Raw genomic sequence first — 23592 nt, 5'->3', positions numbered from 1 at the left:
AAGGGCGTCCTCAAAAATCGAGGACGCCCTTTCCCTTTTTATCTACATTTCAATACGGTCAGTTATTTGGTGCTCACTACGAAATCGTTACACGAGCTTGGTAGACTAAAGGAAAATCAGGGGAAAGAGGATGATCGCATGTCTGCCATGCATTTTGACACGCTCGTCTTGCTGGTCGTCACTTGGTTACCGATGTTATTCTTCATGAAGAAGCCGAAGCGGCCGTGAGAAAAAGTAAATTTAAATCCATCACAGAAGTGGCGTGATGGATTTTTTGTTGCGGAGACTTTGCTCACCGTTGGCAAAAATTTTACAAGATGTTGACGGGGACAACATCAAATCTTTACATCGCTTCGGTATGCTGGACCTAACTTAGTAATAGTCGGGGACTGTTGCCGGGTGGTGCCCCGGTAATGGCGACTTATTTGATGGGGGCCACGGGGGTATGAATAAATTCACAATTGTTCACTTATCAGATCCACAGTTATCGGCGGCCAATGGGCCACAGTACAACCAACAGCTCCCGCCGGCAGCCAAACTACAACGTATCTTTGATGACATCATGGCGCACGACCTACAACCGGACCTCATCGTGATTAGTGGGGACTTACTGACGGCCGGCACGAGTCGCGATTACGCCAAGCTACGCGACTACTTAGCTACCCAGTCCGACCGACTGCAGGCGCCCATTCAAGTCATCTTGGGTGACCAGGATGATCGCGAGGCCTTTAATCTAGGCTATTTGGGTGAGCCACATCAGCCGTACTATGCCTACAAGCAGGTTTATCAAAACATGGATTTCTACTTTCTGGATTCCAAATGGGAGCCGAACAAAGAGGCCGGCTGGTTGGACCGGGAGCAACTGGATTGGCTCAACAAAAATCTTCACCTAGCGCCACGTCGACGCGCCTTTTTGTTTCTGCATCACCCACTGGATGCGCCGGCGCTGCGGGGAATGCGGTACGCGCTCTTACAAAACAACCGGGAGCTGTTGGCGATTCTTCACGGCCACAACATTGGCGGTATCTTCGCCGGTCACCTGCATTTCGGGGCCAACTATTTAGTGGATACGACCATTCCGGTTACCACGGTGGCCTCGGCCTCGACCTACATCGATTGTCAGGACCCACACCACCACGAGGTTCACGACGCCACCAGTTACAATGTCATCACGATTCAACGGGGGATGGCCAGTATCACCAACCATCCACTCTACCTGGGTCAGTCCGTGATTGATACGATTGACATCACCAACACGGGCTTCGCCAAGCACCGGCCACGGCTGACTAATCCGCGCCGGGCGGGCAATGGGCTGCCGTTAATTTAACAAGCTAACCTAGCGCCACAAAACCAGCACCAACGGTTTTGTGGCGCTATTTCACGTTCTAAACTCTCGCCTCCGGGCTGGTGAAAACTGGGCCTGGTCGCGTCCGTTCCCGCCGGCGTGCTCAAGGTGCCCTGCTGTGGGGTCGGTTCCAGCCTGAGAAGCGGGCTTCCACCTCAACTTTGAGCCTGAGGTGCGGTCTCAAAGGTTGTCCCATGCTCTAAGCTGAGAAAATCACTCAGCTAAGACCATCGACACAGCCGGGCACCTTGGCTCGCCTCTGGTCGCTCCCACGACCGGCCCAGTTTTCCCAGCCCTGCGGCTAACACTGGTTTAGCCCGCGACTAGCGCTAATGCCATTGGGCGGCGTGTTTTGTCAGTAGTGAGTAAGACATGTGCAGGTTGGGAGAAAGTTTGCGGCGGATTTAGTTGTAGGCTCTCTCAAAATTAAATGTTGTAGCACAACCTAACCTGAAACCACCAATCGGTTCTTCCGATTTTCGCTCGTCCAGCCTCACCGGACGAGCCACTGACGCTTCACTCACAATTTCATATTGGTGATCAACCTTAGCCGGAGGCAGCCAGGGATGGAGACGGCTGTGTCGGTGGTGTTAGACCGGTGGGCTTACCGGCCTTACAGCACGGGACGACTTTGGAAACTCGCGGGCTGCAGCGAGGTTTCAAAGCGAGGTGGAGGACCGCTCCTCAGGCCGGAACCGTTCCCCACAGCAGGCGGAATCCCTGGAGGCCGCAGGCGACCACACCTCAACAAGATTAAGTTGGTAGTCAGCGTCAGTCAGTGGCTTGCCCGGTAAGGCGAGTAAGACCGGCAAAACCCAAAAGTAACCGATAGGCGTTTCATGTGGCGGGGATTTTCGGTATAATAGGTAACGACGCTATGGCGAAGCCCAACCGGTTCGGTTGCGTTTCACCTGTAAGTAAGGTAAAGTATAATCAAACGTGAAACAATTGTGTTTCACAGAGAACTGAGCAGGGAGATATTGCATGAATCCTGAAGAATTTCGTGCCGCGCTGTCGGCGCAAGGCATCGAATTAAACGCAACACAGCAACAACAATTTGCTGACTATTATCAGTTCTTGGTAGCGACGAACGAACACGTCAATTTGACGACCATTACTGCGGAGCCCGAAGTCTACTTGAAACATTTTTACGACTCGTTGACCCCCGCTTTTTACGTGCCCGCAATCCGAACCGAGCCACTCACACTCTGTGATGTCGGCGCCGGGGCCGGGTTCCCGTCACTGCCACTGAAAATCGTCTTTCCACAGCTCCAGGTGACCATCGTGGATTCCTTAAACAAGCGAATCACGTTCTTAAATGAGCTGGCCGCCAAGCTGAACCTGACCGGCGTGGCCTTTCATCACGCCCGGGCCGAGGAATTCGGTGGCAAGCGGGCGCCATACCGCGAGGGCTTTGACCTGGTCACTGCCCGCGCCGTGGCCCGCATGTCCGTGCTGAGTGAACTGTGTTTACCGCTGACCAAGGTCGGTGGGCAGTTCGTGGCTTTGAAGGCCGCTCAGACTGAGAACGAATTGGCCGTTAGCCAGACCGGAATCACCACGTTAGGTGGCCAAGTGGCCGGCGACTTTGCGTTCAATTTACCAGAATCCAACGACCCGCGGCACATTGTGGTCGTGGACAAGGTCAAGCACACACCCAAACGCTACCCGCGTAAAGCTGGCACGCCCAACCGGGAGCCGTTAGAAGATTAATGGGATGGGGGTAAGATAATTGCCATTTTCATTATTTGGAAATAATCGGGAGAAGGCCACGCATCCGGCCCATCCCGTGAAACAAAACGTGGTGATGATTCCAGTCGCCCAGATCATTCCCAACCGGTTTCAACCCCGGCAACGGTTTGACCAAACGGCAATCGCCGAACTGGCCCAAACGATTCAAGAACATGGCCTCCTCCAACCCATTGTCTTACGGGAATACGAGGACGACCACTACGAAATCATCGCTGGTGAACGGCGTTTTCGGGCCGTTTCGAGTCTGAAATGGGACACGGTCCCAGCCATTTTAGAGAAAATGGATGACGACGAAACGGCTTCCATGGCCCTGATTGAAAACCTCCAACGGGAGGAATTGACCGCCGTGGAAGAGGCCCACGCCTACCAGAAACTGATGGAACTCAACCACATGACCCAGTCGCAACTGGCTGAGGGCATCGGCAAGAGTCAGGGGTTTGTGGCCAACAAGCTGCGACTCCTGAAGCTGGCCGAACCCGTGCGCGAGGCAATTTTGAACCGCGACATTTCCGAGCGACATGGTCGGGCCCTATTGGCCTTAGACGAAGCCGCTCAGGTCGCCGTACTGCAGACGGTCGTGGCTGACAAGCTGACCGTCAAGGAGACCGAAGCGCTTATTTCTAAGCAGCAGCACCCCAAGAAGCGCCGCCGCAAAGTGACCAAGCACAGCGTTTCCGGCGACACCCGCGTGGCCGTCAACACCATTCGCAAGTCGGTGAAGATGGTCAGCGATGCGGGCATGACGCTCACCACCAAAGAAGAAGAAACCGCGGACGGTTACCGCATTATTATTGACATTCCCAAAGAAAGCTAGAGGTGAAACGACATATGGGCTACATCATTGCATTAGCCAATCAAAAGGGTGGCGTGGGTAAAACCACGACCGGCGTGAACTTAGGGGCCGCTTTGGCCACCGATGGCAAGCAAGTCTTACTGGTGGACACCGATGCGCAGGGTAACGCTACCAGCGGGGTCGGCATTCAGAAGGCCACCATTGAACAAGAAATTTACGATGTGCTGGTCAACGAGACGCCGATTCAAGACGCCATTTTACACACGGAACACCCCGGGTTAGACATCGTTCCGGCGACCATCCAGCTTTCTGGGGCCGAAATTGAGTTGACCCCGATGATGGCCAGAGAAACCCGGCTGAAGGCCGCCCTCGACGAAGTGCGGGACCAGTACGATTACATTTTGATCGACTGTCCGCCTTCGCTAGGCCTGTTGACCATCAACGCGTTCACGGCCGCCGATTCCATCCTGATTCCCGTGCAGAGTGAATACTATGCGCTGGAAGGGTTGACGCAGCTGTTGAACACCGTCAAATTGGTGCAAAAACACTTTAACCGCGACCTGAAGATCGAAGGTGTGCTCCTGACGTTGTATGACGCCCGGACCAACCTGGGGAAACAGGTCAATGAAGAAGTTAAAAAGTATTTCCAAAACAAGGTTTATGCCACAATTATTCCGCGTAACGTGCAGTTGGCGGAGGCACCAAGTCACGGGATGCCAATCATTGATTACGCGCCAAAGTCTAAGGGTGCGGAAGTTTACTCTGAACTCGCAAAGGAAGTGCTAGCTGCCCATGGCAAGTAAGAAAGAGAAAAGTTTAGGACGGGGAATTGACGCGTTGTTTGCCGAAAATGGCGTGGATACCGCTGAAGAAACCGTTGTTGACCTGACGTTGGCCGACATCCGGCCCAACCCGTATCAGCCACGGCAGAAATTTGATAAGAAGGGGCTGGACGATCTGGCTGCTTCAATCAAGAAGACCGGGGTGTTCCAACCCATCATCGTCCGCCAACCGGACAAGACGCTGGAACGCTACGAGATCTTAGCTGGCGAACGGCGTTTTCGGGCGTCTAAGATCGCTGGTAAGGCCACGATTCCGGGCATCATCCGCGACATTACTGAGGAACAGATGATGGAGATCGCCGTGCTGGAAAACCTTCAACGCGAAGACCTCACACCGCTAGAAGAAGCCGAAGCCTACGATACCCTGATGACCAAGCTCACCTTGACGCAGGCCCAGGTCTCCGAACGGCTGGGCAAAAGCCGGCCGTACATCGCCAACTATCTGCGTTTGCTGGGGTTGCCGAAGGCCGTCAAAGACATGCTGCAACACAACGAGCTGTCGATGGGCCAGGCCCGCACGCTGTTGTCCTTGAAGGACAAGACCAAGTTGGTGGCGTTGGCCAAGAAGGCCGTGGCCGAGGGGATGACCGTCCGCGCGGTCGAAGCCGAAGTCAACAAGCTGAACGGCGCCGCTAAGAAATTAGCCAAGAAGCCCGCCAAGAAGAAGTCCCCGTTCCTTCGGTCGACTGAAAACCAATTGCAAGAACGGTTCGGGACGCAGGTCTCCATCAACGAGGCCACGAACAAGGATCATCAAGGCCGGATTGAGATTGAATACCTGTCCAACGATGATCTGAACCGCATCCTAGATTTGCTGGACATCCACTTAGATTAGCGAGCATTGGAGGGAACGCCATGTACGATTTAGGTGATTTGGTAGAAATGAAAAAGGCCCACCCCTGCGGCACCAACCGCTGGGAAATTACCCGGATGGGCGCGGATATCAAGATCAAGTGTACCAACTGCGGCCACGTTGTCATGCTGTCACGCCGTGAGTTTGAGAAGAAATTGAAAAAGGTGCTGGTCAAGGCCGACGCCAATAATGGAAAGAGTGAATAATTGTTATGTCATTAACTGCAGGGATCGTTGGGCTACCAAACGTTGGGAAGTCCACGTTATTTAACGCGATTACAAAGGCTGGGGCCGAAATGGCGAACTATCCTTTCGCCACGATCGACCCAAACGTCGGCATGGTGGAAGTCCCAGATAGCCGGTTAGACCGTATTCAAGACCTAATTCCAGCGAAAAAAGTTGTGCCAACTACGTTTGAGTTTACCGACATTGCCGGGATCGTTAAGGGTGCCAGCAAGGGTGAAGGTCTCGGGAACCAATTCCTGGAAAACATTCGCCAGGTCGACGCCATCGTTCACGTTGTGCGGGCCTTTGACGACGACAACATCACCCACGTTTCCGGGAAGATCGACCCCATTGATGATATTGAAACCATCAACTTGGAACTGGGCCTGTCCGACTTAGCCGCCGTTGACAAGCGCTTGGCTAAGGTCGAACGCGCTGCCAAGGGGAGCGACAAGGAAGCCAAGGCTGAACTGAACGTCTTACAAAAGATCAAGCCCGTCCTCGAAGCCGGTGGGGCCGTCCGCACGATTGCCTTTGATGAAGATGAAATGCCTATCGTGAAGGGGCTGTTCCTTCTGACCTCTAAGCCCGTCCTGTACGTGGCCAACATTGCCGAAGACGACATGGCTGACCCCGAAAACTCCAAGTACTTTGGTGTTATCAAGGATTATGCTGCCAAGGAAGGCGCCGAAGCCATTGCCGTGGCCGCCGAAGCCGAAGAAGAAATCGCCCAACTGGACGATGACGAGAAGCAAGACTTCTTGGAAGCTGAAGGCGTTGAAGAACCTGGGTTGAACCGTCTGATTCGGGCCTCATACCACCTCTTAGGCCTGCAAACGTTCTTTACGGCCGGTGGTAAGGAAACCCGGGCTTGGACGTTTAAGACGGGCACCAAGGCCCCTCAAGCGGCCGGGATCATCCACTCCGACTTTGAACGTGGGTTTATCCGGGCCGAAGTCATGGCCTTTGATGATTTAGACAAGCTCGAATCCGAAGCTGCCGTGAAGGAAGCCGGTAAGCTGCGGGTCGAAGGGAAAGACTACGTGATGGCTGACGGCGATATCGTCGAATTCCGTTTCAACGTTTAGAAGGGAAACAACTATAAATGAGTGATAACAAGCAAACGCCGCGTAACGCCGGTGTTCGTCAGGACCGCAATAGCGTGGCCGTGAACGAACGGGCGGCCTTCGACAACGTCGGGCTGACCAAGCGTAACGCGGACTACATGTTCCGGTTCAACAAGGCCTTAGACAAGACCAAGTTGAGCCCAGAAAAGAAGGCTAGCGCCGTTCAAGACATGGTTACTGAACTGGTTGAGGGCCAAAAGGCGGGGAAGACCGCCAAGAACCTTTACGGCGACGTCGATGCGCGTGTGAAGGCTGTCGTTGACGGCCCCGAAACGGCCACGGCCGTTATCGGTGGCCCTAACTACTGGCCCAACATGATCTACAACGCGCTGACGTTCTTCATGATTTTTAACTTGATGTTTGGGATCATGTACCTCTTCAGTCCAAAATTGATGACCAGTAGCCAACCCGTTGGGATCACGGCCATCACGGTCAGTGCCGTTGTGGCTGGGTTTATCTTACCAATCATGCCGCGGCTGTTCGACCCTAAGGTTAAGCATAAATACAACGGCTGGATTCGCGCCTTGTTCGTGCTGTTAGGGTTCATCGTCTGGATGATCCTGTTCTACGCTGCCCAACTGTTGCCACCAGTCATCAACCCTGTGTTGTTGCCATGGCCAAGTATCGTGCTGGGGGTTGTGTCGATTGCCCTCATGTTCTGGATTCGCCGCCGTTACCAGATTCGTGGCGGGTTCTTCGGGTAAAAATTTGTTCAGTGCCTAGGGACGTGCGGGAGCTGATCGCTCCCTGCGGCGGTCCTGGGGCTGGAACGCTGAGGGGAGGACGCCCGGAGCCGAAGAGCGGTCTCCGGCCTTGCTTTGAGCCGCTGAGAAGCGCGTCTCAAAGACACCATTTACGCTGCTGCGCACCGTAAATCCCACAGCTGAGCCCCGGCCGCCTTCGGTCGCTGATGTTGCGGTTCTCTGGCAACGTTGGTTTGGCCCGAACCCGTCACGAATTTGGTGGTGGATGGTTGGTGAGTGTTTGTGCTCGCCGACTAGGGTGGCTGGACTTGCTAACTAAATAAATGATGTTTGATGCTGACTTGATAGTCTTAAGTCAGTTATCAGTTAAACGAGTGAGAAATTCCAGATTGGGATTGCTTGCTCGTTTTTATTTTGTTCCGGGTTCAACCGTGTCCGGTTCCGCCACCGATTAGAGTCCAGAAAAGAGTACGCGTGTATAACTGAGTGTCACGCAATGCACCAGGGAAAACCAACCATAGGGCCAGAACTGTGTTAGCCGCAGGGATGGTGAAAATGGGTTTAGCCGTGGGACTTCCCTTAGTGGCGGGCTTGGCCGCTTAGGGAAGTGCTATCTTTGAGACGCGGTCCTGGCGGCTCAAAGTAAGTTCGGAGACCGTTCTTTGGCTCCGGACGTGCGCCCACAGCGTTCCGACCCATTTTCACCATCCCGGAGGTGAGTCGGTTATGCAACTCATGGCGAGGTTTCAAAGCGAGGTGGAAGCCCGTTCCTTAGGCTGGAACCGTTCCCCACAGACGGTGGAGTACCCGGCAGCCGCAGGCGGCAATTTAACGCACATCACTCCCAGCTGTGACTAGACAAAAGGCAACGGGAAACGCTCGTTTAGTAAGCCGCCTGACCTAAGTGAAAAAAGATTTTTGCGCCAGGTTTTAAACGACGTCGCGCGTGAGTATCTTATCCCCTTAGACAAAATCCACGGGGCACTAAGGATGCCGCAAACGCCCGAAACTTAAGGCCTGACGCCATTTACAGCCGCACTTTCATTTTCCTAGTGAAACCTGAAAGGCGGGTGCTTGACCCTTTCTTGGGATGGCACTATGATGCTCACAAGTAATCGAGCTAGAGAATAGTTCGACGAAAAATATGTCATCATCTCGGGGAGGATTTCTTATGAAGAAAATCTTTGGGTATGTTCTAGGTTTGGTTGCGGCGTTGACTTTTGCCGGGGCGATTGCCACGACCGCGAACGCTGACGGGAGTAGTGCGGATGCTGCGAGTGGGAGTTCAGGCAGTGACGCTTCAGCGAGCGGTTACGTGATTCCAAAGGGTGCGCCAGATAGCGGTGCCGGTGCGGGTTCAAGCAGCGCAATCATTGCGTCCGACAGCTCCAGTGCGGTTGCCAGCAGCGAATCCGCCGCAAGCAGTTCAGCTGCCAACAGCTCTTCCGCAATTTCAGAATCACAGAAGCCATTGCAAAAACCAGCTAAGGCCAAAGTTTTAGCGAAGTCCAAGCGCGTTAAGCTCCGCAAGCACTACCGCAAGGATGCCCGGATTCTCTACCTGGAAAAGGGTCGCAAAGGTGAAAAGATTGAATTGCTGACTCGCAAGGGCAAATTGGTTAAGAAGTGCACGGTCAAGAAGAATGGCAAATTCGACATTCGCTTGACCAAGAAGGAAGCTAAGAAGTTAGCCAAGGGTGAAAAGAGCTTTTTGATCAAGGTTAAGGCCAAGGGTTACAAAGCTTTCGAAGTCAAGGTTAAGATTTACTAGCTTGCTAGTGAAAAGGCGCGGGTGACCGCGTCTTTTCTTATGGCGTCAGATCGATTGTTAAGCGAACTAATGGGGAGGGGCAACCATTATGGAACGCATTAGATTAATGCTGCATAAGCGCAGCGCCCAAGTATTTGGCTTGTTTACCATTGTCGGGGCTTTCATCATGACCTTCTGTTCGTACACCTCCCCGGCTTACTATTTCGACGTGTCGCCGGACAACAACGCCTTCTTCACGGTCGGCAAGGCCATGATGCACGGCATCGTGCCCTACAAGGACATTTTTGAGCAAAAGGGACCGTACGTTTATTTCCTGCACGGGTTAGCCTACCTGGTGAGCCATCGCAGTTTCGCGTTGATTTTCGTGTATGAAATTGCGACGCTGGTGGCCGCGATGTACCTGGTCTACCGCATCGCCAAGCTGCTGGATGCCCACGAGTTACCGGCGCTGCTGACGGCCTTGCTGTCGCCGGTCCTGTTCCTGTACCACCCGTACTACGATTACGGCGACACTGTGGAGTTCTTCACGCTGCCGTTCCTGCTCTCATTGATTTACCTGATTCTGCTGCTGGACCGTCACGACCTGACCGTTAGTCACTGGTGGTACTTCGCACAGGGCGCGCTGGTCGGCGTGGTCTTCCTGTCCAAGTACACGCTGCTGGGCGCCTGGATTGTCTTTTACCTGGTGATGCTGGTCACCCGGCTGGTCAAACGCCAATGGCGGGCGCTGGGCCAACTGATTGGCTGGAGTGCGGCCGGGTTCCTGCTGGCGACGGTGCCGTGGCTGATCTACTTCCTGGCGACCAAGAGCCTGGGCGCGTTCGTCAACGTCTACATCCTGTTCAACACCAAGGTGTACCTGACCTCGTCGGTGGCCTTCTTCGCCAACCTGATTCAGTCGATGGCGTTGGTGTCCCAATTTTACCTGAGCAACGTACTGTTCTTTCTGCTGGGCGTGGTGGGGACGCTGGTGGTGACCTTTGAACGCGGCGTCTTCCACAGTAATTTCACCCGGGGACTCTACCTGGTGGCGACGCTGGGCAGCGATATGTTTGCCCTGTACGGCTACCAGGCCGGCGCGGTGTACCAGTATTATGAATTGATTTATTTTGCGAGCTTCGTGCTGCCGTTCGCGGTCTTCTGCCAGCTGCTGTTCCGCCACCTGAGCCTGCCAAATGGGGATGACAGCTTTGCCATCCTGGCGACGCTGGTGATTGGCTGGTTCCTGGTGCTCGGCGTCAACAACAACGTGACCAACTCGAAGGTCTTTCCTAACAACGCGTCGGTCACGGAGGAGACGACCAGCGTGCCGCAACAGCCGGCCCAGGTGGATTTCGGCAATTACATGCGTCAGAGTGGCTTGCCCCTGACGCTGCTAAATTACGGGTCGATCGACATGGGTTTCTACACGGCCTCTGGCGCGGTGCCGTCGACGTATTACTTCCAGAACTACAACATCGCCCAGAGCGCGGCACCCCAGATTCTGCGTTCACAGGTCGATCAGATTCGCCAGCACAAGGTTGAATGGGTCGTCCTCAACACGCCGGCCGGCAAGACGGTTCGCGAGTGGCAGGGCGGTGGCGGCCGCATTACCAGCGGCAACCTGAACCCGGGCACTAGCAAATTAGCCAAGACGCTGTACCGCAATTATCTGCCGGTGGGGAAGCATACGCAGGTGTTTGAAGGGGTCAGCGTGACTTATTGGTTGTTTGAACGAAAATAAGAGTGTGAGCCAAGGCGGTTAGCTGGCGAGCATTAACGTCACTAAGTGAATGACCCCGAACCTGGGTCGTTTGCTTAGTGGGGTTAAGCGGAACCAGCTGCCTTGGGGAACACGTTTCGAAAGTAAGCGTGCGAGTCTTTCCGTTCCCGGCGGCGGGCTCAACCTGCCCTGCTGTGGGACCCGGTTCCAGCCTGAGAAGCGGTCTTCCACCTCGCCTTGAAGCCTGGAAAGACACCAGTCTCCAAGGTCGGTCCATGGCCTAAGCTGAGAAGATCACTCAGCTAATGCCATCGACACAGCTGGTCAAGTTGACCCGCCTCTGGTCACTCAGGTTTGCGCGCTTACTTTCGGTAGTTTTGTGAGTTGATAGTATGTGGTTCACTGATTTACGCTTTTTTTGAAATATTTGCTTACTTGAAGTAACTAAAAATATCCAATTTATGAATATATTTGTTAGGAGAAACATCCTGATATCAAGGATGCTTCTCTTTTTTGATGTATAAATTTATTTTCAGTTTGGGGTCAAATCGTGAAAAGTGTTGTCTTGATGTTTTCATAAATCGGGACTAGGGTGGAGGCGTAATCAACACCACAAATGGCTTGATTGAAATTTACATATTTTAGGAGGAATTTCATGAAGAAAATTTATGGGTACGTTTTAGCTTTGGTTGCCACCTTAACTTTTGGTGGAGTGTTGGCAACGTCTGCCAATGCTGCAGGTGAAGATGCTACGGGCGGTACGCCGAGCTCTGAGACATCAAGCTCTGAGACGTCAAGCGCCGAGACATCTGTCAGTGAACCAGCTACTGAAACATCAAGTGTCAGTGAACCAGCCACTGAAACATCAAGTGTCAGTGAACCAGCTACTGAAACATCAAGTGTCAGTGAACCGGCTACTGAAACATCAAGTGTCAGCGAACCAGAAGCTGATACATCAAGTACCAGTAAACCGGCTACTGGTACGACAACCGGAACGACTGTTAACACCGGCAACACGACACCCGTATCAAGCGCAACTAGTGTGGCTTCCTCAAGTTCCAGCCAAGTAGCTGCCACCAGCAGTTCCAAGCCGGCTACTAAGGCGACCAAGACGGTCAAGAAGGCCACTAAGACCTCTGCCAAGAAGACGGTTGCCAAGGCCAAGAAGATGCGTGCACAAAAGCACTACACCAAGAATTCACGCCGCGTTCAGTTCAAGAAGGCCGTTAAGGGTAGCAAGGTCGTTTTGAAGAACAGCAAGGGCCAAGTCGTTAAGACCCTTAAGGTGAAGAAGTCTGGTAAGCTCAGCATCAAGTTGAGCAAGAAGCAAGCCAAGAAGTTGAACCGCACCAAGAAGAACAAGCACTACTTCACGGTCACGGTGACGCAGAAGGGCTACAAGCCTTACACCATCAAGTACACGATCAAGGCTTAATTTTCTAAATAAATGCGTAACCAATGGGTAGCTGTCTTCAACGGGCAGTTACCCATTTTTAGGTTCAATTATCCAGGCTTACATTAATTGCTAAGATAATTGAAAATGCCCCTTGACGGAATCATGCGAAAGAACTACGATTGTTTAGTAGTAAAATCGGTTTATGGTTTTATTAGAATTACATATACTGGGAGGAATTTTTCATGAAGAAAGTATTTGGATACGTTCTTAGTTTATTAGCCGCTTTAACGTTTGCTGGTGTCATTGCGACGACTGCTAACGCTGCCGGCAACAATGCCGCAGCTACTAGTGGTAGCGGTAGTGGTGTTTCTAGTGTCGTTGCTTCAAGCAGTTCCAAGAAGGTTGCTAAGAAAGCAACTAAGAAGACTGTCAAGAAGTCAAAGCGCGTTCAACTGAGCAAGAAGTACAAGAAGAATGCTCGTAAAGTTTACATCAAGAAGGCTACCAAGGGTTCAAGCATTGCTTTGAAGAACAGCAAGAAGCAATCCGTTAAGAAGTTCTCCGTTAAGAAGAGCGGCAAGAAGACCTTGAAGTTGACCAAGAAGCAAGCTAAGAAGCTTAACAAGGGTAAGAAGTTCACCATGACTGTTACCAAGAAGGGCTACAAAGCTTACACGGTTAAGGTTACCATCAAGAAGTAACGCTTTTTAAAACAAGCATTGAGGAGACGTGGCAGAACCACGTCTTTTCTTTTCTCATTTTTTAGGAAAAGGAGTCGGGTCCGTGTACTTACGAATCAAGGAAAAAATGCAGCGCCACGAAACTCAGTATTTCATCTTACTCGCGTTCATTGGGATTTTTATGATGGCGTTTTGTTCCTACACCTCACCAGCGTATTACTTCGACACCTCGCCGGATAACAACGCCTTCTTCACGGTCGGCAAGGCCATGATGCACGGGATTACGCCGTACAAAGACATTTTTGAGCAGAAGGGGCCCTACGTGTACCTCTTGCATGGCTTGGCCTACCTGGTCAGTCACCGCAGCTTCATCCTAATTTTCGTGGTGGAAATCGGTGTGCTGGTAGCGGCTATGATCTTAACGTTTAAGATTGCCCGGGTCATGAAATTAGCCGAGCTACCGGCCTTTCTGGTGGCGATGCTCTCGCCCATGCTATTTCTCTACCATCCCTACTACAATTACGGGGACACGGTGGAGTTCTTTACGCTACCGTTATTGTTGTTGCTGATTTACCTGATCTTCCTGCTAGACCAGCACCAACTCACGGTCAGTCCGTGGTGGTTCTTCGCGCAGGGGTTATTTGTCGGGATTATCTTCCTGGCCAAATACACCCTGCTGGGGGCGTGGATCGCCTTTTACCTGGCCTATGGTTGCTATTTATTGGTCAAAAAGCAGTGGCGGCTCCTGGGCCAACTCGTTCTATGGAGTGGGGTGGGTTTCCTGCTGGCGACGGTGCCCTGGCTGATCTACTTCCTGGCGACCGGGTCGTTGGGTTCCTTTATTAACGTCTACATTTTATTTAATACCAAAGTTTATATGACCTCGTCCGTGTCGTTCTTTTCCAATCTGATTCAGTCGACCATCTTGGTGGCCAGTTTCTATCTGAGCGACGTCTTTTTCTTCCTGTTGGGGGTCGGGGGCACGCTGCTGATTCTGTTCCAACAGACGATCCTGCAGCGCCGCCTGACGCGGGTGCTGTACCTGGCGGCCTTTTTGGGGACCGACCTGCTGGCGCTTTACGGTTACCAAACGGGGTCGCTCTACCAGTACTATCAGTTGGTGTACTTTGCCTTTTTCGTGGTACCGTTCATTTACTTCCTGAATTTGTTCTTCAACTGGGTCCGGCTCCCGTCCGTGGACGATCCGTTTATCATTTTAAGTACCCTGGTACTCAGCTTTTTCCTGGTGCTGGGGGTCAATGACAACGTGACGGTCTCGCGGCTATTTCCGAACAATGCGGCGATTACCAAACGCAGTACGCGCAAGCCGCAACAGCCCGCCCAAATTGAGTTTGGGAACATTATGCGCCAGCAGTCCGCGCACCCAACGCTGTTAAATTACGGGTCGATCGACATGGGCTTCTACACGGCGGCCGATGCCGTGCCGACCACCTACTATTTCCAAAATTATAATATCCCAGAGAAGGCGGCCCCCCAGATTCTGCGGTCCCAACGACGCGTGATTCAGCGTCACCAGGTCCAATGGGTCGTCTTGAACACGCCAACCAAGCAGTCCGTGCGCGAATGGGCAGGAAACAAAGAAATTCCCGGCCGCATTTCCAGCGGGAACCTGAACCCCGGCACGTCCAAGCTGGCGAAGTCGCTCTACCGGCATTACCGGCTGGTCAAGACGCATCGTCAGGTCTTTGAACAGGTCGACGTGAAGTACTGGCTGTTTGAACGAAAGGGGTAAGCCAACATGTCAACGAGTGACACGGCAAACGAGCCGTTGCGGTCGGATTGGCTGCGACGGTACCGCTGGCTGTTAGAGTTGGGGTTGTTTAGCTGCCTGAGTCTGTTCTGGCTCTTTTTGTGGGCGGCACAGGGGAAGATTTATCTCGGGGATGATCTGGGCTTTCACCTAAATCGCGTCCAGGGCCTGTACCAGCAGTTGATTTCTGGTCACTGGGGCCTGGGCCACATCGCCACGACCACCTTTCAGGGGTGGGGCTACCCAATCAATCTGTTTTACCCGGCGTACACGCTACTGCCCATGGCCGTTCTGCAGGTCTGGGTCGGCGGGGTGCACGCGTACGCGATTTTCCTGTTTCTGATTACGCTACTCACCCTGTACACGACCCGATTCGTGGGGCAACGGGTGCTGGGGAGTTATTACCAGGGCCTACTGCTAGCGGTGCTCTACAGCTTCTCGCAGTACCGGGTGCTGGACTTCTTCGTCCGGGGCGCCTTGGCCGAGGGCATCGTCTTTGCGTTTCTCCCGCTGGTCTTTTACGGGGCCTATAGCATTGCCATCGGTGACGTGCATCAGTGGTACTGGCTCGCGCTGGGGATGGCGCTGATTGGCCTGACCCACGTGGTTTCGCTGATTTTGGCGTCCGTCTTGGTCCTATTGACGCTGGGACTCTTTTTCCTGAAACGAATGGGGTTTCAGCAACGACTGGGTGCACTAATACTAGCGGTGGTGACGACCGGCTTACTGGATCTGACCTTCCTGGCGCCACTGATGGAACAGCTCCATCACATGCAGGGACTTGGGGTCATGCAATTTCAGCTGGCCAGTAGTGCGGTGCAGCCATGGCCGTTTCTGGTCAACTCGGCGGTGAATCAAATGGGGTCGGGTCAGATCAACCTGGGTTGGTTAATGCTGATGCTATTGATTTTGACGTTGGGGGTATGCTGGAAATTTAACGGCGTGGAGCGTTATCTAGTTGGGTTAGCGGTTGGCTTCGTGTGGCTGGCAACGACCTGGTTTCCGTGGTCGCTGTTTCAGGGTGTGCTGGGAACGATTCAATTTCCTTGGCGCTTCCTGGCGATTGCTAGCTTCCTGATTGCCTTAGTGGGAACCCGGGCGCTAGTGCTGGTCTTGCCACGAAATACCCGCCGCGTCCGGGGGATTTTGTTGGCAGCCATGGTTGCCTTGGGCATCATTCTAAATGCGGCCGGGTTCGTGAATTTTTTCCAGAATCCCTATAGCAATGCGATTACGCCCGAGAGCTATCACACGGTGGCAACGGACGTGGCTAGCACGGATTACGTCCAACCGGTTTCGCTACCTGCCATGCCGGCGCTAAAAACGCATTCCATTGTGGTAATGAACCCGACAAAGGGGCAGGCCACGCTGCGGCAGACCAGTCGCCAGGTGGGGGCGGATTCATTTACTTACCGTCTCTGGAGTCGTCGCGCGCGGCGGCTGAAGTTGCCACACCTGGCCTATCCAGGGTATCAGGTGACCGTTAATGGCCACCGGCAACCGCTACGTCAGAACCGAATGGCCATTCTGCTGGCCAACGTCAAGCAGGGAACCAACATCATTCGGGTAGCCTACGTGGCGACGCCGATTCAACGGGTTTCAGCGTGGATTTCCGCACTGGCATGGGTAGCGTTGCTGGGCTGGCTCGGCTGGAAAGCTTGGCGACGTCTACAGCGGTAAATGGGACAATTTGGCAGCTCGATAAATGCCATTTAAAGTAGTTCGTCACCTGATCCATTTAATCACTACCGTTAATTACTCCATGATAGTTCAATGAGAAGCCTTGACCTGAATGGCCTAGACTGGTAAATTAAGAAACAATATCTCCCAGGATTCCTAACCGAGCCTGAGACTAAAATTAAGAGGAGCGATATCAACTATGTCTAATTGGGACACGAAGTTTGCTAAAGAAGGATTCACTTTTGATGATGTTTTGTTAATACCCGCTGAAAGCCACGTTTTACCGAATGAAGTCGATCTGAGTGTCCAATTAGCCCCGAACCTAAAGCTGAACGTTCCGTTTTTGAGTGCCTCCATGGACACCGTTACTGAAACCAAGATGGCCACTGCCATGGCGCGTAACGGGGGCCTCGGGGTCATCCACAAGAACATGAGTGCCGACGACCAAGCTCAAATGGTCGCTGACGTGAAGGCCATCGAAAACGATGCTAGCCAATTCCCTAAGGCTGCAGTCGACGCGAACAATCATTTGTTAGTCGCCGCTGCCGTTGGGGTCACGTCCGACACGTTCGACCGGGCCAGCGCCTTACTTAAAGCTGGCGCGGATGCCATCATCATCGACACCGCCCACGGTCATTCCGCTGGGGTGTTACGCAAGGTTGCTGAAATTCGCCAACAATTGCCAGACGCCACGCTGATTGCCGGGAACGTCGCCACGGGTGAAGGTACCCGGGCCCTGTTCGAAGCCGGTGTTGACGTGGTCAAAGTGGGTATCGGCCCTGGTTCTATCTGCACGACGCGGGTGGTTGCCGGTGTCGGTGTGCCCCAATTGACCGCCATTTACGACGCCGCGCAAGTGGCCCGTGAATTTGGCAAGCCCATCATCGCTGATGGCGGGATGAAGTACTCTGGTGACATCGTGAAGGCCATCGCTGCCGGTGGGAACGCCGTCATGTTTGGTTCCATGTTCTCCGGAACCGACGAAGCACCTGGCGAAGTCATCGAAGACAACGGTAAGAAATACAAGACGTACCGGGGGATGGGGAGCTTGGCTGCCATGTCTCACGGCTCAGCCGACCGTTACTTCCAAGGTGGCGTCAACGAAGCCGACAAACTGGTGCCAGAAGGCATCGAAGCCCGCGTAGAATACAAGGGCAGCGTCAACGACATCATCTTCCAAATGGTTGGTGGCCTGCGTTCCGGGATGGGTTACACCGGGAGCGCCACGATTCAGGATTTGATCAATGACGCGCAGTTTGTTCGGATTTCCAACGCCGGCCTGATCGAGTCGCACCCCCACGACGTCCAAATTACCAAGGCAGCCCCTAACTACAAATAAAACCGTTCGGGGCGGGTCAAACTGAGCTTGGCAGCGCCTACCGGGCGGTTTAAAATGGACCGGAACGCGGTGGGCAGGGCGCCCCGAGCCAAAGAGCGGTCTTGGGACTTGCTTTGAGCCTCATAGTGCGAGTCTCAAAGTCACCATTTATCACGCGCACGCGCGTGATAAATCCCACGGCTGAGTCCATTTTAAACCGCCCTCACGGCTCCAACTAGTTTGACCCGCAACGGGTTTGTTTGTGGGTTGCCGCAGTCAGGCGTTTTGGCTGTGTGATTGTATAAACTCAAATGAGATAAACAGAAGGCTAACCGGAAATTTCTGGTTAGCCTTTTTTGAGCGCAAATTCTAGGATTGTCAGGGGGGAGGCGTATACTTCAGGACAAGTGAGGTGAAGTGGGATGGCAACAATTTCTATTCGGGTGAGCGCCGCCGAAAAGGTATGGTTACAGCGGATGGCTAAGTTTTATGGGTTATCGTTGTCGGCACTGATTCTGACATATTCCTTTGAGCAACTTGAAGATGCCTACGATGTCTTGATGGCTGAGTCCGCGTACAAATATTACCACGCCAAGGACCAGTCGACCGTTTCGATGGCACAGGTGTTGGCTGAATTTGGTGGAGATGAGCATATTAAACCGGCAAAGACAGAGTAAGTACGAGCAATGTAGTGGCAGCGGACGGGTAGGTAGAAAATGAGTGGCAAGTCTGAGTGACCAGAGGCGGATCAAGGTGGCCGGCTGTGTCGGTGGTCTTAGCTGAGTGGTTTTTCTCAGCTTAGAGCACGGGACGACCTTTGAGACCGAATTTGGGCTCAAAGGCGAGGTGCCAGACCGCTCCTCAGGCTGGCACCGTTCCCCACAGCAGGGCATCTTGAATCCGCCGTCGGGAACGCTGGTGACTTGCCGCTCTCATTTTCACCATCCCGGAGGCGCGTAAACCAGGTTAGGACTTAATCGGAGCTTAATGTCGGGTTGGCGGGTCGCCCGCAAATAGTGTAAGATTAAGGAATGGTAAAGTGCCTTACGCCCGACTAAAGGTTCGGGTTTTCCGGTCACGTCACGCAGTTTATTTGCTAGAATAGACGTAAACCTACGGGGAAGACCGCTAGTGTTAGACCTAGCCGTTAAAGGAGATTAGCCCAATTATGAAAATTTTAGTTGTCGATGATGATAAAGAAATTGCCCAATTACTCGAAATTTATATTAAAAACGAAGGTTACGAACCCCTGACCGCCTACAACGGTAAGGAAGCGCTGACCAAATTACACACCACGCCGGACATTGCTCTGATGATTTTGGACATCATGATGCCTGAAATGAGTGGGATCGAAGTCATGAAGGAAGTTCGGAAAGACTCCCAAATTCCCATTCTGATCCTGTCAGCCAAGACCGGTGACATGGACAAGATTCAGGGATTGATTTCCGGTGCCGATGATTATGTCACTAAGCCATTTAACCCGCTAGAAGTTATGGCACGAGTTAAGTCGCTGTTGCGGCGGAGCCAAGACCAAGTGACCGACGATGCGCCAGATGTCCTGGACATTGGGACGTTGACCATCAACAAGGATTCTCACGAAGTCAAAACGATTGCCGGCAAGACGATTTCCCTGACGGCCTTAGAGTTCGGGATTCTCTACCTGTTAGCGAGCCACCCCAACCGGGTCTTCTCCGCTGACGAAATTTTCGAACGCGTTTGGCGTCAAGAAAGCATTGTCTCCGCTAAGACCGTCATGGTTCACGTGAGCCATTTGCGTGATAAGATCGAAGACGCTACCAACGGGGAAAAGGTCATCCAGACCGTCTGGGGCGTTGGCTACAAGATTGAATCACACTAATATTGGTTTAAAGATAGTTTAGTGGATGCTGGTGCCTTACCGGACACGCAAATATGGCCGGAACGCTATGGGGAGGACGCCGGAAGCCTGAGAAGCGGTCTTCCGACTTGCTTTGAGCCTCTGAGAAGCGAGTCTCAAAGTCACCATTTATGACGCGCACGCGCGTCATAAATCCCATGGCTGAGCCATATTTGCGTGTCCTCTCGGCGTATACTGGTTTTTAATGGCCGCGATAGTCGTGTGAGTCAAGCTGGTAGCTACTTGGGTTTGTGTGTTTGCCGTTGATGGCAGCGTTCACTCGCGGCCTCATCCTGTGTGGTTGGCGTGGGTTCCTTTCCCGTGGCCATGCAAGTGGCGTCGCTCAGTTGCGGCTACCCGCCACCAAGTCAATGGGTGACACGCCCGCAACCAGTTTCACGTGAGCGCACCATCTGAGCCGGAGGAAGCCAGGTACGGAGACGGCTGTGTCGGTGGTGTTAGACCGAGCGATTTTTCTCGGCCTTACAGCACGGGACGACCTTTGAGACCTGCGTGAACTTCGCAGGGCTTAAAGTCGAGGTGGGAGCCCGCTTCTCAGGCGGGAACCGGCCCCACAGCAGGCGTAGTACCTGGAAGCCGCAGGCGACCAGCACGAGCACTTCCGCACCAACACAATCTAATTTAAAACAGAAGTTTCACCAATTGGAGAAGGAGTAAGTTATGGGCAAATGGGAACAAGTCCAATTGAATCGTCCGCGGGGGGCCGCAGCATGAAGCTAACCACTCGTGAGAAAAGCGCGCTGTTCATGGAAGGCGTCGTCACGGTCATCCTGCTGTTGATGCTGAACCTGGCGCTACTGGTGCTGATCAGCCAAGCCATTCAAAGCAACCCCGGACTGCGGGACGGGATTTTTATCATCAAACGGTCCGTAGTCTTTGGCCCGAATCACTTTCAGCTGTGGAGCTGGGAAAATGTCTTCGTTGGCTTCATGATCATCGCGGACGCCTTGGTCGTTTGGTGGCGGCTGATTCGGCGCTACCGGCAAATGCAGCTGCACCATATCATTGAGGAGCTGCATTACATTGCCAACGGCCATTTTGACCACCGGATTCCGTTCCGGGTCAGCGGCGACGTGCAGCGGGTCGTGGATTCCGTCAATGCCCTGGTCGATTCTGTCATTCACTCGATGGATGAGGAGCGGGCGATTGAGAAGTCCAAAGACGAACTGATCACCAACGTCAGCCACGATATCCGGACGCCATTGACGTCGATCATTGGCTACCTGGGTTTGATCGAAGACCAGCAGTACCACAGTCAAGAGGACGTTTTGAAATACACGCACACGGCCTTTTTGAAATCGAAACAGATGAAGTCCCTGGTGGACGACCTGTTCGAGTACACCAAGGTCCGCCAGACGGACACGCCACTGAGCCTGACGACCATCGACTTGGCCGCCATGCTCGAACAACTGGGCGCCAGCTTCGAGCTGGAGGCCCAGAAGAAGGGCATGACGATTGGCGCGGCCAGCGAGCCAGCTAGTTTAATGATGGAAGCCGACCCCGAAAAGTTGGTCCGGGTGTTTAACAACCTGGTCTCAAACGCGCTGAAGTACGGCGACGGCGGGAAAGAAATCAACCTGCTAGCCAAACGCGTCAGCGACAACGAGTTGGAGGTCCGCGTGACCAACGATGGTCCCAAGATTCCCAAGGAGTCGTTGGCCCTCATTTTCGAACGGTTCTACCGCGTGGAAGAATCCCGTTCCAAGGAAACTGGCGGGACCGGGCTGGGGCTGGCGATTGCGCAAAGAATCGTGGCTCTGCACGGCGGGTACATCTACGTCGAATCCGACGACGACCTGACCAGTTTCGTGATTCATTTACCTGTTAAACATGATCAACCCTTGGCCATTCCCCAGCGATTAAAAACGGCGGGAGCGGTCAACTAAAGCTGCCGGACTTTTCCGGTAACTACATAAGATAGAGGAGTTTTCATTGATGAAACGTTTAAAACAAGTTGTTATGGGCTTGGTAACGGCGATGATGCTGTTTGCCGGAAGCCTCAGTACCCTTAGCGCGCCGGTCACGGCCCAAGCGGCCACGACCAGTACCAGCACCACGGTCAACCTGAAGGCCAAAGCCGGGATTGCCGTCGACGCCAAGACGGGGCAGATTCTCTACGATAAAAATAGTGATCAAGCCTTGCCAGTCGCCTCGATGACCAAGCTGTTGTCCATCTACCTGGTGCTCGACGCGGTCCACAGTGGCCAGCTGAAGTGGGACCAAAAAATCACCGTGAACAAGGCTACGGCCAAGGTCGCACAAAACACCAATCTGTCCAACGTGCCGCTGCGCGCGGGTCACAAGTACACGGTCAAGGCGTTGTACCAGGCGTCCCTGATCTACTCCGCCAACGGGGCCATCGAAGCCCTGGGGACGGCGGTTGCCGGGTCACCGCACGCCTTCGTGGATAAGATGCGGGCCCAAGCCAAGAAGTTGGGTATGACGAATGCCAAAATTTACAACGCTTGTGGGCTGACGAACAAGCAGGTCGGCAAGTTGGGTTACGACAACGTGGCCGGTTCCACCGAAAACGAATGGTCCGCTGCCGACCAAGCCAAGTTGGCCGTCGCCCTGTTAGATAAGTATCCAGAAGTCCTGCAGACCACCAGCGTTAAGAAGATGTGGTTTGAAAAGGGCACCAATGACGCCACCAAGATGGAAAACTGGAACTGGATGTTGAAGGGCCTGTCCGCCTCATACGCAAAACTTCACGTGGACGGCTTGAAGACGGGGACCTCCGACGCGGCCGGCGCCAACTTTACCGGGACTGCCAACAATAACGGCAACCGGATCGTGACCGTCGTCCTGCACGCGGCCCACAAGTCCGAAACTGATCCTTCACGTTTCAAGCAAACGCAAAAGATGATGTCTTACGTTTACAACAACTTCAAGACGGTTAACGTCAAGGTCGGCAGCCAGGTGACTGGTAGTAAGACGGTCAAGACCAACGATGCCAAGGAAAAGACGGCCAAACTGGCGTTGACTCAAGGCGTGAAGCTGTGGATTCGCAACGACCAAGTCGCTAGCAATGTCCAATCCACCACGACGCTGAAGAGCAAACTGGTTAAGAACAAGGCCTTGGAAGCCCCCGTTGCCAAGAACACGGTCGTCGGGACCGCCAACATTTCCTTGAAGGGCGATCAACTGGGCTTCTTGGGGAATACCAAAACGACTCGCGTGCCGGTTAAGGTTACTGGGGCGGTGGAGAAGGCGAACGTCTTCGTCCGCCTCTGGCGCGCCATCGTCGCATTGTTCTAAACTTTTGTGCTTTGATTGCGCCTCCGGGCTGGTGAAAACTGGGCCTGGTCGCGTCCGTTCCCGGCGGCGCGCTCAAGGATCCCTGCTGTGGGGCCGGTTCCAGCCGAAGAGCGGGCTTCCACCTCAACTTTGAGCCTGAGAAGCGGTCTCAAAGGTTGTCCCATGGTCTAAGCTGAGTGAGAAACCTCAGCTAAGACCATCGACACAGCCGGTCACCTTGGCTCGCCTCTGGTCACTTCCGCGACCGGTCCAGTTTTCCCAGCCCTGCGGTTGACACCGGTTTAGAACAAACTGACGGTTGTCGTTTGTGTGAGTGGTTTCGATTAAATGTGTCTAGCAAAGTCCTCAATCGGAGTGGTTACTCTGGTTGGGGATTTTTTAGTGGGGCGAGTGTTTGAAGCGTGACTAGTTGTTCAAGTGGAGTTGCTCGTAGCCGGCGGAAACTCCAGAGGCGGCAGTGGTCCGCCGTCCGCTTGATT

19 protein-coding genes are annotated in these 23592 nt (G+C 53.4%); all 19 read left to right on the top strand.

Annotated features, from left to right (window positions below; all coding sequences use genetic code 11):
* The first annotated feature begins 445 nt into the window (after positions 1–445).
* Entirely contained in the window at positions 446–1327 is an 882-nt protein-coding gene (locus EKM84_RS03895; protein ID WP_125763853.1) for a metallophosphoesterase family protein, read from the top strand.
* A 1002-nt stretch (positions 1328–2329) separates the two neighbouring features.
* The gene (gene rsmG, locus EKM84_RS03890) at positions 2330–3058 is read left to right on the top strand and encodes a 16S rRNA (guanine(527)-N(7))-methyltransferase RsmG (RefSeq protein WP_125763851.1); all 729 of its coding nucleotides are present in this window, start codon (positions 2330–2332) and stop codon (positions 3056–3058) included.
* A gap of 19 nt (positions 3059–3077) precedes the next feature.
* Positions 3078–3911: a nucleoid occlusion protein gene (gene noc, locus EKM84_RS03885; RefSeq protein WP_125763849.1), complete on the top strand. Its 834-nt coding sequence runs from the start codon at positions 3078–3080 to the stop codon at positions 3909–3911.
* 14 nt (positions 3912–3925) lie between these two features.
* Positions 3926–4693: a ParA family protein gene (locus EKM84_RS03880; protein ID WP_125763884.1), complete on the top strand. Its 768-nt coding sequence runs from the start codon at positions 3926–3928 to the stop codon at positions 4691–4693.
* Positions 4683–5567 carry a ParB/RepB/Spo0J family partition protein gene (locus EKM84_RS03875; RefSeq protein ID WP_125763847.1) on the top strand — a complete coding sequence of 295 codons (885 nt, stop codon included), beginning with the start codon at positions 4683–4685 and terminating at the stop codon, positions 5565–5567. Before EKM84_RS03880 ends, EKM84_RS03875 begins: the two co-directional genes overlap by 11 nt.
* Positions 5568–5587: 20 nt before the next feature.
* The gene (locus tag EKM84_RS03870) at positions 5588–5791 is read left to right on the top strand and encodes a DUF951 domain-containing protein (RefSeq protein WP_125763845.1); all 204 of its coding nucleotides are present in this window, start codon (positions 5588–5590) and stop codon (positions 5789–5791) included.
* Between the two features lie 5 nt (positions 5792–5796).
* On the top strand, positions 5797–6897 hold the full coding sequence (gene ychF / locus EKM84_RS03865; protein ID WP_125763843.1) for a redox-regulated ATPase YchF: 1101 nt from the start codon (positions 5797–5799) through the stop codon (positions 6895–6897).
* Between the two features lie 17 nt (positions 6898–6914).
* Complete coding sequence (locus EKM84_RS03860) at positions 6915–7640, top strand: DUF1129 domain-containing protein (protein ID WP_125763841.1); 726 nt, start codon at positions 6915–6917, stop codon at positions 7638–7640.
* A gap of 1171 nt (positions 7641–8811) precedes the next feature.
* Complete coding sequence (locus EKM84_RS03855) at positions 8812–9411, top strand: hypothetical protein (RefSeq protein ID WP_125763839.1); 600 nt, start codon at positions 8812–8814, stop codon at positions 9409–9411.
* A gap of 88 nt (positions 9412–9499) precedes the next feature.
* Positions 9500–11134 (top strand): glycosyltransferase family 39 protein, encoded by a 1635-nt coding sequence (locus tag EKM84_RS03850; protein ID WP_125763837.1) that lies wholly within the window; start codon positions 9500–9502, stop codon positions 11132–11134.
* Positions 11135–11768: 634 nt separating this feature from the next.
* Positions 11769–12548 (top strand): hypothetical protein, encoded by a 780-nt coding sequence (locus EKM84_RS03845; protein ID WP_125763835.1) that lies wholly within the window; start codon positions 11769–11771, stop codon positions 12546–12548.
* Between the two features lie 203 nt (positions 12549–12751).
* Positions 12752–13210: a histidine biosynthesis protein HisIE gene (locus tag EKM84_RS03840; protein WP_125763833.1), complete on the top strand. Its 459-nt coding sequence runs from the start codon at positions 12752–12754 to the stop codon at positions 13208–13210.
* A gap of 82 nt (positions 13211–13292) precedes the next feature.
* On the top strand, positions 13293–14942 hold the full coding sequence (locus EKM84_RS03835; protein ID WP_125763830.1) for a teichoic acid glycosyl transferase: 1650 nt from the start codon (positions 13293–13295) through the stop codon (positions 14940–14942).
* Between the two features lie 6 nt (positions 14943–14948).
* Positions 14949–16640 carry a glycosyltransferase family protein gene (locus EKM84_RS03830; RefSeq protein ID WP_125763828.1) on the top strand — a complete coding sequence of 564 codons (1692 nt, stop codon included), beginning with the start codon at positions 14949–14951 and terminating at the stop codon, positions 16638–16640.
* 199 nt (positions 16641–16839) lie between these two features.
* The gene (gene guaB, locus EKM84_RS03825) at positions 16840–17979 is read left to right on the top strand and encodes an IMP dehydrogenase (protein ID WP_125763826.1); all 1140 of its coding nucleotides are present in this window, start codon (positions 16840–16842) and stop codon (positions 17977–17979) included.
* 401 nt (positions 17980–18380) lie between these two features.
* The gene (gene relB / locus EKM84_RS03820; protein ID WP_125763823.1) at positions 18381–18635 is read left to right on the top strand and encodes a type II toxin-antitoxin system RelB family antitoxin; all 255 of its coding nucleotides are present in this window, start codon (positions 18381–18383) and stop codon (positions 18633–18635) included.
* A 491-nt stretch (positions 18636–19126) separates the two neighbouring features.
* Positions 19127–19816 carry a response regulator transcription factor gene (locus tag EKM84_RS03815; RefSeq protein ID WP_125763821.1) on the top strand — a complete coding sequence of 230 codons (690 nt, stop codon included), beginning with the start codon at positions 19127–19129 and terminating at the stop codon, positions 19814–19816.
* A 749-nt stretch (positions 19817–20565) separates the two neighbouring features.
* Positions 20566–21741, top strand: a complete 1176-nt coding sequence (locus tag EKM84_RS03810) for a sensor histidine kinase (RefSeq protein WP_125763819.1) — start codon at positions 20566–20568, stop codon at positions 21739–21741.
* Between the two features lie 49 nt (positions 21742–21790).
* Positions 21791–23113, top strand: coding sequence for a serine hydrolase (locus EKM84_RS03805; RefSeq protein WP_125763817.1), 1323 nt, complete (start codon positions 21791–21793; stop codon positions 23111–23113).
* Positions 23114–23592 lie beyond the last annotated feature (479 nt).

The organism is Levilactobacillus mulengensis (genome assembly GCF_003946045.1).
Classification (GTDB): Bacteria; Bacillota; Bacilli; order Lactobacillales; family Lactobacillaceae; genus Levilactobacillus; species Levilactobacillus mulengensis.
This window is presented reverse-complemented; position numbering and strand designations above follow the sequence as displayed.